Origin of the sequence: Nostoc sp. (assembly GCF_036919815.1) — a bacterium.
Taxonomy (GTDB): Bacteria; Cyanobacteriota; Cyanobacteriia; order Cyanobacteriales; family Nostocaceae; genus Nostoc.
The window spans coordinates 21,703-28,545 of record NZ_JBALCE010000068.1 but is presented as its reverse complement, the minus strand read 5'-3'; the positions used below and the strand labels follow the sequence as shown (position 1 = coordinate 28,545).

General features: G+C 41.4%; 7 protein-coding genes. All 7 read right to left on the bottom strand.

Going from position 1 to position 6,843, the window contains the following annotated elements:
• Nucleotides 1-195: 195 nt before the first annotated feature.
• The 7 genes from V7K15_RS16470 to ureC all read right to left on the bottom strand — a co-directional run bounded on the left by V7K15_RS16470 (nt 196) and on the right by ureC (nt 6,715).
• On the bottom strand, nt 196-798 hold the full coding sequence (locus V7K15_RS16470) for a hypothetical protein (RefSeq protein WP_334906731.1): 603 nt from the start codon (nt 796-798) through the stop codon (nt 196-198).
• Nucleotides 799-843: 45 nt separating this feature from the next.
• Nucleotides 844-1,869 carry a glucokinase gene (locus V7K15_RS16465; protein ID WP_334906729.1) on the bottom strand — a complete coding sequence of 342 codons (1,026 nt, stop codon included), beginning with the start codon at nt 1,867-1,869 and terminating at the stop codon, nt 844-846.
• Between the two features lie 84 nt (nt 1,870-1,953).
• Nucleotides 1,954-2,601 carry a histidine phosphatase family protein gene (locus V7K15_RS16460; protein WP_334906727.1) on the bottom strand — a complete coding sequence of 216 codons (648 nt, stop codon included), beginning with the start codon at nt 2,599-2,601 and terminating at the stop codon, nt 1,954-1,956.
• A 194-nt stretch (nt 2,602-2,795) separates the two neighbouring features.
• Nucleotides 2,796-3,482 (bottom strand): SAM-dependent methyltransferase, encoded by a 687-nt coding sequence (locus V7K15_RS16455; RefSeq protein ID WP_334906725.1) that lies wholly within the window; start codon nt 3,480-3,482, stop codon nt 2,796-2,798.
• 12 nt (nt 3,483-3,494) lie between these two features.
• Nucleotides 3,495-4,058, bottom strand: coding sequence for a Uma2 family endonuclease (locus V7K15_RS16450; RefSeq protein ID WP_334906723.1), 564 nt, complete (start codon nt 4,056-4,058; stop codon nt 3,495-3,497).
• Nucleotides 4,059-4,091: 33 nt separating this feature from the next.
• On the bottom strand, nt 4,092-4,823 hold the full coding sequence (locus V7K15_RS16445; protein WP_334906733.1) for an ABC transporter ATP-binding protein: 732 nt from the start codon (nt 4,821-4,823) through the stop codon (nt 4,092-4,094).
• A gap of 176 nt (nt 4,824-4,999) precedes the next feature.
• Nucleotides 5,000-6,715, bottom strand: a complete 1,716-nt coding sequence (ureC, locus tag V7K15_RS16440; RefSeq protein ID WP_334906721.1) for an urease subunit alpha — start codon at nt 6,713-6,715, stop codon at nt 5,000-5,002.
• Between the last annotated feature and the right edge of the window lie 128 nt (nt 6,716-6,843).

The following is a 6,843-nucleotide window of genomic DNA, read 5'->3' as shown; positions in this document are numbered from 1 at the left end:
TTTGGATTAGTCAAAACCAGGCGTAAGCGCCATCGTGAGATTGACGCTTGCACCCAACAAATTTGGGCTTTAACTTCTTAAGTTGACACCAATGAACAATGTTGTGCCCCTACCTGTGTATCTCATTTACCTGAAAAACGCTGTATTAGACCTGCAATTGATTGCAAGGCTAATATAGTAAAGGTTTTAATTATTTTACTTTTTCAAAACTACATGGAAGGAATTTAAATACCCAGTAATGGTTTTAGCTAATGTCTTCTGCTGTTTTTTTGTAGTTATTGCCATTACTTGATACAATCGTCCTTCAGCAACATACATTCTACTTCTAGTGATTTTCCCTCCAGAATTGATGTACTCAATTTCTTTGCCAGGATGATTATTGGAACTACGAATATTTCCTTGACTAATTAAATGACTTTTCGTAGTCTTTAAAGCCATATCCCGTGCATTATTAAGTACAGCTTGGGGATCAGCCATTTCACCGTAACTATAAGGAAAATCATTGTAAGCAACTAGATATGCTACTTGCTGTTTTGGTGGTTGAGCGACAAATATTTTTAAGGTAATTTTCCCCATGTAAGTTTTTTGGTATTGGGTATTTCTGTTGGGGTTTCCCGGCATCAAAATACTAAAGCGTCCATCTGGAGCGGTGAATAATTTCCATTTTGGCTGCGCGGGTTGAGAAACGGTTGGTTTGACAACAGCCGTTGGAGGTTTAGGTTGACGCGCTTCCACCAGAACAGATCCACCACAGATGAAGGTAGCGGCGATTAATGGCAACAGACTTTTAATTGTCATATTTTTGACTTTTCGAGATGCTGATCTCACTGATGATGCTAGCTGTTATAACCTAACAGCACATAAAGCAGCACCAATTAGCCCCACTTGGGAGTTGAGGATAATATACACGGGAATATCTTCGAGCAGGGGACGCATCCTACCTTTTTGGGTGAAATTTAATAAGAAACCACTGTTTTGGATTAACGGTAGGATTTTGGGCGCAATTCCACCAGCGATATATAAGCCACCGTAAGGTAGGAGTTTCAGGGCAAGATTCCCGGCTTCTGCACCATAAGCGTCTATAAATAATTGCAAAGTTTGTTCACAGAGGCGATCGCGTTTTTGGAGTGCAGCTGTACCAATCACAGCACCGGGATCAACGCTTTTCTCTTCCTGTCCCGCTTCTTGTTCCCAAGTTCTGACGATTTTGGCAATATCTGGTGATTCAGTGGCAAATTTGCGATCGCGCAAAAATTGGTAAATTGCTACAATTCCCATTCCAGAAACTACCCGTTCTACAGAAACGCGCTGAATATCATGTTTATCCAGCAGGTGTTTCAACAACTGAAACTCTAACTCAGTCCGGGGAGCAAAGTCAGCGTGTCCACCTTCTGAGGGAAAGACTTGATAGTAGTTTCCCTGTTTAATTAAAAATCCTTGTCCTAAACCAGTACCAGCACCAATAATTCCAATGGGGGCTTCGTCTGCGGATTTGCCAACTTGCAACGTCAGCAAGTCTTGTTTTTCTAAACCTAAAATGCCATAGCCAACGGCGGCGAAGTCGTTAATCAAAGAAACGTGCGGGATACCCAATTCTTGTTCTAGACGTTCGGTATCCAAGAACCAAGCCAAATTGGTTAGCTTGGCAGTATTTTTGACAACAGGCCCTGCGATCGCAAAACAAGCCTTTTGTGGTATTGGTGTATTAGCTTTGACCAAAAACTCCTTCACAATTGGTACTAAATCGGGAAAATCGCCACTGTGGAAACTTTCCTGATAAATAGTATGTAAACTTGTTGAGTCTGATGTTTCAACCAATTGCAGAATAGTTTTCGTACCGCCGATGTCCCCTGCTAGTAATAAAGTCATAGAACTTATTTGTGAATTAATTACTTTTTTTGTAGGATATACCCAAAATAGCGAAATCCATGATTGAAAATCCCTATTAGAGATTTAAGCAAATCGAATAACTTCTTCTATGTGGGTTAAATGGGAAGTATCTCCCGTTAGTTCTAATAACCATTCTGGTTCCTGGCGTACCACTTTTACAAGGGAACATAAAGAAGCTTTAACTTCTGTTTTGGCAATTTCCCCCACTAGCCCCATTGCTGCCCCCAACACAGATGCGCCATGTGCTACTAGCAGGATATCTTCTGGTAAAAACTCAGTAGCTAGACATCTGGCAGTTTGCCCAGAACGTTCTCGCACTTTTTCGTGAGTTTCAGGATATTTGGCGGCGATGCGCGAAGTATAGCTGGTGTCAATTCTGGGGAATAACTTCGCTAATGCTGGAGTTGAGAGTCTTTCGGGTTCTTCTGTCATCCAAGCTGGGTTTAGCCATTCACTCAAGCCGATTTCCAATTTAATCGGTAAATTCAGAACTTCTGCAACTGCGTTTGCCGTTTGTACGGTTCGCAGGAAGGGAGAAGCGAAAATATGGCGAATATTTTCTCTTTTCAATCGTTTAGCTAACTGTTGTGCCTGCACCCTACCATCGTCAGACAAGGGTGGATCGTAGCGTCGTTCGGCGGTGAGAAACCAATCAGGGTTTACGAAGTCGAGGCGGTTAGCGTGTCTTGCTATCCAGACTATTTGACTCATGGGTTTAATTATTCCGGTGAATAGAATTCGCCGCTAAACAAATATAGGTATCTGCAAGGAGGGCTGCAAATATTAATATATGACAAAATCGTAATAATTTGTAATAATAGTAATGATCAGGAAAAATTATCAATATAAATTAGTTAAGATTGTGTAACGAACTCAAATGTAAAATTTCTCGTCCACCTAACTTATTACATTGAATTTATACGCAAGATTTGGTTGCTATTTTTCTGAAATTCATAAGGTACTTGCTTGATTTCCACTGAATAATGCCGTTGTTGTAATTCACTCATAACTGGTTTCAGGTGAGGAGATGGTTCACCGGATATTTTTAATAGTGGAAAAATGCGTACCTCTTTGGCAACTCGGCACATCTCCAAAACTGATGCCAGATGAAATTCTTCTGAAAGCTGATCGGAATAAGTAAATAAAAAGTGAGAACACAAAGCTAAATCAAACTGATGTGTTCCAAAAGGCAAGACAGGTAATTCATCTGTTAGATAACGGTTTTCATTAATTCCCAAAGGTAAATCTGCCAAAAATTTACGCATTGCCGCCATGCGAATCTCAGCCATCTCTTCCGGGGACTGGATATTCTGCCAAACATAATATTCTTGGATGGCTTTAACACCATCTATAACTATTTGATAAGTATCCTGAATGCGGTTATCGATTTCATCTGCTGTGAATTGATAAATCGGATCGCAAGAAATAACCTTGTATCCTTGAGCAGTCATTTCTGCATTGAAACTAGCAGGGCCACCAGCACAATCGAGTATAGTTAACCCTAGTTCTTCAGGAGTTAAGTTAAACATCTTAACGTATTCGTCCATCGAACGTCCCCAAGGAATGATGTTTTTAAGTTTAATAAAACTCATTAGTGTGTTATCCTACAACTTTAGCCATCCAAATAGTTGCCCTACAGTTAACTGAAAGCCGCTAACTAAATCGGGAACTGGTAATATTTCTTGTTCTTCTTGTAAAAGTTCTGGTTGCTGCTTTGGTGGATAAACTAAAACAGAGCGAGCGCCTGGATCAATTAACCAACTGAAACGACTACCATGTTTTAGACAATGCAAAATATTTCCGGTTACTTTAGTCTGGCTTTGATCTGGCGAAAGAATCTCAATCGTCCAGTCTGGATACGTGTGAAAAACATTTGCCACTTCTCCACCTTCATCTAAGGGAATTCGCTCCCAAGCAAATACAGATACATCAGGGACAATTGAACGTCCGCCAAATGTACAGCGCAATTCTGGGAACGCAAGGGCAATTTTTCGACTTTCAACTACTTCATTTATACCTGTGACTAACTTACCCTGCAATTTACTATGTTTTCCCTGTGGCATTGGTTTTTGAATAATTTGACCGTTGATGTATTCTGAACTAGGCTTTGTTTCTGGTACTTTCAAAAACTCTTCTAAAGTTAGGGGCTTAGTTGCTGATTTTACCATCTGCTTGTACCTCGCAATTTTTGATTTAATTAATTACCCTAAATAAGCTTTTTTAACTCGCTCATCACTAATTAATTCTGATGCTGTACCTGTTAAAGTTATAGATCCAGCTTCCAAAACATAACCGCGATCGGCAATTTGTAGAGCCAGATTGGCGTTTTGTTCAACTAACAGAATAGTCACACCTGTAGCACGGAGATTTTCAATAATCGAGAAGATTTCGCGGACGATCGCAGGTGCTAAACCTAAGCTAGGCTCATCTAAAAGCAACAGTTGTGGTTTACTCATTACAGCCCGAGCGATCGCTAACATTTGTTGTTCACCACCACTGAGGGTTCCTGCTAGTTGATTGCGTCTTTGTGACAAACGCGGAAATAGCTCAAATTGATGCTGAACATCTGCTTTTATCTCGGCTTGATTGGTGCGAATATAAGCACCCAAAAGTAAATTATCAAACACTGTTTGCCGCGCTAATACTCTGCGTCCTTCAGGACAATGGGCGATACCAAGTTTTACAACCTCGTGAGCTTGGCGGCGGGTAATATGATGTCCATTATAGATAATCACGCCACTCTGAGGATTAACTATTTTAGATATGGCGCGGAGTGTAGTAGTTTTACCAGCACCATTCGCGCCAATTAGAGTAACTACCTCACCTTTTTGAATAATTAAATTAATCTTTTTCAGAGCTTGGATACCGCCATAATTAACATTAAGTTCTTGAACTTCTAAAATTGTATAGTTTGGTTTATTATCGGCGTTCATCGGCGGTTTACATCCAGAAATATTGAAGGCTGACACCAAAACTAACATACATCAATATACAGTTATGAGAGAGAAAATTACTGAAAAGCCTATAAATATGTACTTTTAATCCCCGTATTTTCTCACGTTTCAATTCGGATTGCTATATCATAATCAGTAAGTTAATCAGTTATGAATTAAAACAAAAAGTACCTCTGTGCCATTGGTAAAACTGTTGCAGGTTCACAAATCAGCAACTCACCATTAGCCCTTACTTGGTATGTTTCTGGATCTACTTCAATGTGGGGTAGTGCATCATTCAGCTTCATATCCCGCTTACTCAATTGGCGTGTCTCAGAAACTGCAACTGCTGACTTTTGTAAACCTAGCTGGCTGGGAATTTCTTTCTCTAAAGCTGCTTGAGAAACAAAAGTTAATGATGTGGCATGACGCGCCCCTGCAAAACTACCAAACATCGGTCGCATATACACTGGTTGCGGTGTGGGAATACTGGCATTAGCATCGCCCATTTGCGACCATGCAATCATTCCGCCTTTAATCACTATCTCTGGCTTCACGCCAAAAAATGCGGGATGCCACAAACACAAATCTGCTAATTTTCCCTCTTCTACTGAACCCACATATTGAGCAATTCCGTGAGCGATCGCTGAGTTAATAGTATACTTAGCAACATACCTTTTCGCCCGAAAATTATCTGCTTTTTGCTCAGTTCCTTGTGGATTAAGACTTCCCCGTTGCACCTTCATTTTGTGAGATGTCTGCCAAGTGCGAATTATCACTTCGCCTACCCTTCCCATTGCCTGGGAATCGGAAGAAATCATACTAAATGCGCCTAAGTCGTGCAAAATGTCTTCAGCAGCAATGGTTTCCCGACGGATGCGAGATTCGGCAAAAGCGACATCTTCGGCGATCGCAGGATCAAGATGATGGCATACCATCAACATATCCAGGTGTTCATCTAAAGTGTTGACGGTGTAAGGACGTGTGGGGTTAGTGGAAGATGGCAGAACATTGGCTTGTCCGCAAACTTTGATGATATCTGGTGCGTGTCCGCCGCCTGCGCCTTCAGTGTGGTAGGTGTGGATAGTACGATTCTTAAAAGCAGCGATCGTATCTTCCACAAATCCGGCTTCGTTCAGCGTATCAGTATGAATCGCTACTTGTACATCATATTCATCAGCAACACGGAGGCAAGTATCAATTGCTGCGGGTGTGGTTCCCCAGTCTTCATGAAGTTTTAACCCCATTGCGCCGGCGGCTACTTGTTCTACAAGTCCTTGCGATTGACTGGCGTTACCTTTACCCAAAAATCCTAAGTTGACGGGAAAAGCATCAGCAGCTTGTAGCATTCGGTAAATGTTCCAAGGTCCTGGGGTGCAGGTAGTAGCATTTGTACCCGTAGCTGGCCCAGTACCACCGCCGATCATAGTGGTAATACCGGAAGCGATCGCCACTTCAATCTGTTGGGGACAAATAAAATGAATATGGGCATCGATACCGCCAGCAGTGAGAATCATTCCTTCACCAGCTAAGGCTTCGGTTCCGGGGCCGATAATAATATCTACATTGTCTTGAATATAAGGATTTCCGGCTTTACCAATTTTGAAAATTTTGCCATCTTTAATGCCAATATCCGCTTTGACAATACCCCACCAATCGAGAATTAAGGCATTAGTAATTACTAAATCAACAGCACCATCGGCGTTAGAAATGGGGGATTGTCCCATCCCGTCTCGGATGACTTTACCGCCGCCGAATTTCACTTCGTCGCCGTAGGTGGTGAAATCTTGTTCAACTTCAATAAATAATTCTGTGTCTGCAAGTCGGATGCGATCGCCTACTGTCGGTCCATAGGTTTCGGCGTAGGCGCGGCGATCCATTCTGTAAGGCATAATGGCACTCCTGGGGGTGGTGTTACTTTGATTATTTTTGAGCAAGTTTAGAGATATTCAGAGGAAATTTGTATAAATTTATCATTTTTTTGTGACAGTAGATGTAGGAAAATAAATTTTAATAGTAG

What these genes read in the sequence shown, in the direction of transcription:
- V7K15_RS16470 (WP_334906731.1), bottom strand. Translation starts at nt 798, where the DNA reads ATGACAATTAAAAGTCTGTTGCCATTAATCGCCGCTACCTTCATCTGT.
- V7K15_RS16465 (WP_334906729.1), bottom strand. Translation starts at nt 1,869, where the DNA reads ATGACTTTATTACTAGCAGGGGACATCGGCGGTACGAAAACTATTCTG.
- V7K15_RS16460 (WP_334906727.1), bottom strand. Translation starts at nt 2,601, where the DNA reads ATGAGTCAAATAGTCTGGATAGCAAGACACGCTAACCGCCTCGACTTC.
- V7K15_RS16455 (WP_334906725.1), bottom strand. Translation starts at nt 3,482, where the DNA reads ATGAGTTTTATTAAACTTAAAAACATCATTCCTTGGGGACGTTCGATG.
- V7K15_RS16450 (WP_334906723.1), bottom strand. Translation starts at nt 4,058, where the DNA reads ATGGTAAAATCAGCAACTAAGCCCCTAACTTTAGAAGAGTTTTTGAAA.
- V7K15_RS16445 (WP_334906733.1), bottom strand. Translation starts at nt 4,823, where the DNA reads ATGAACGCCGATAATAAACCAAACTATACAATTTTAGAAGTTCAAGAA.
- ureC (WP_334906721.1), bottom strand. Translation starts at nt 6,715, where the DNA reads ATGCCTTACAGAATGGATCGCCGCGCCTACGCCGAAACCTATGGACCG.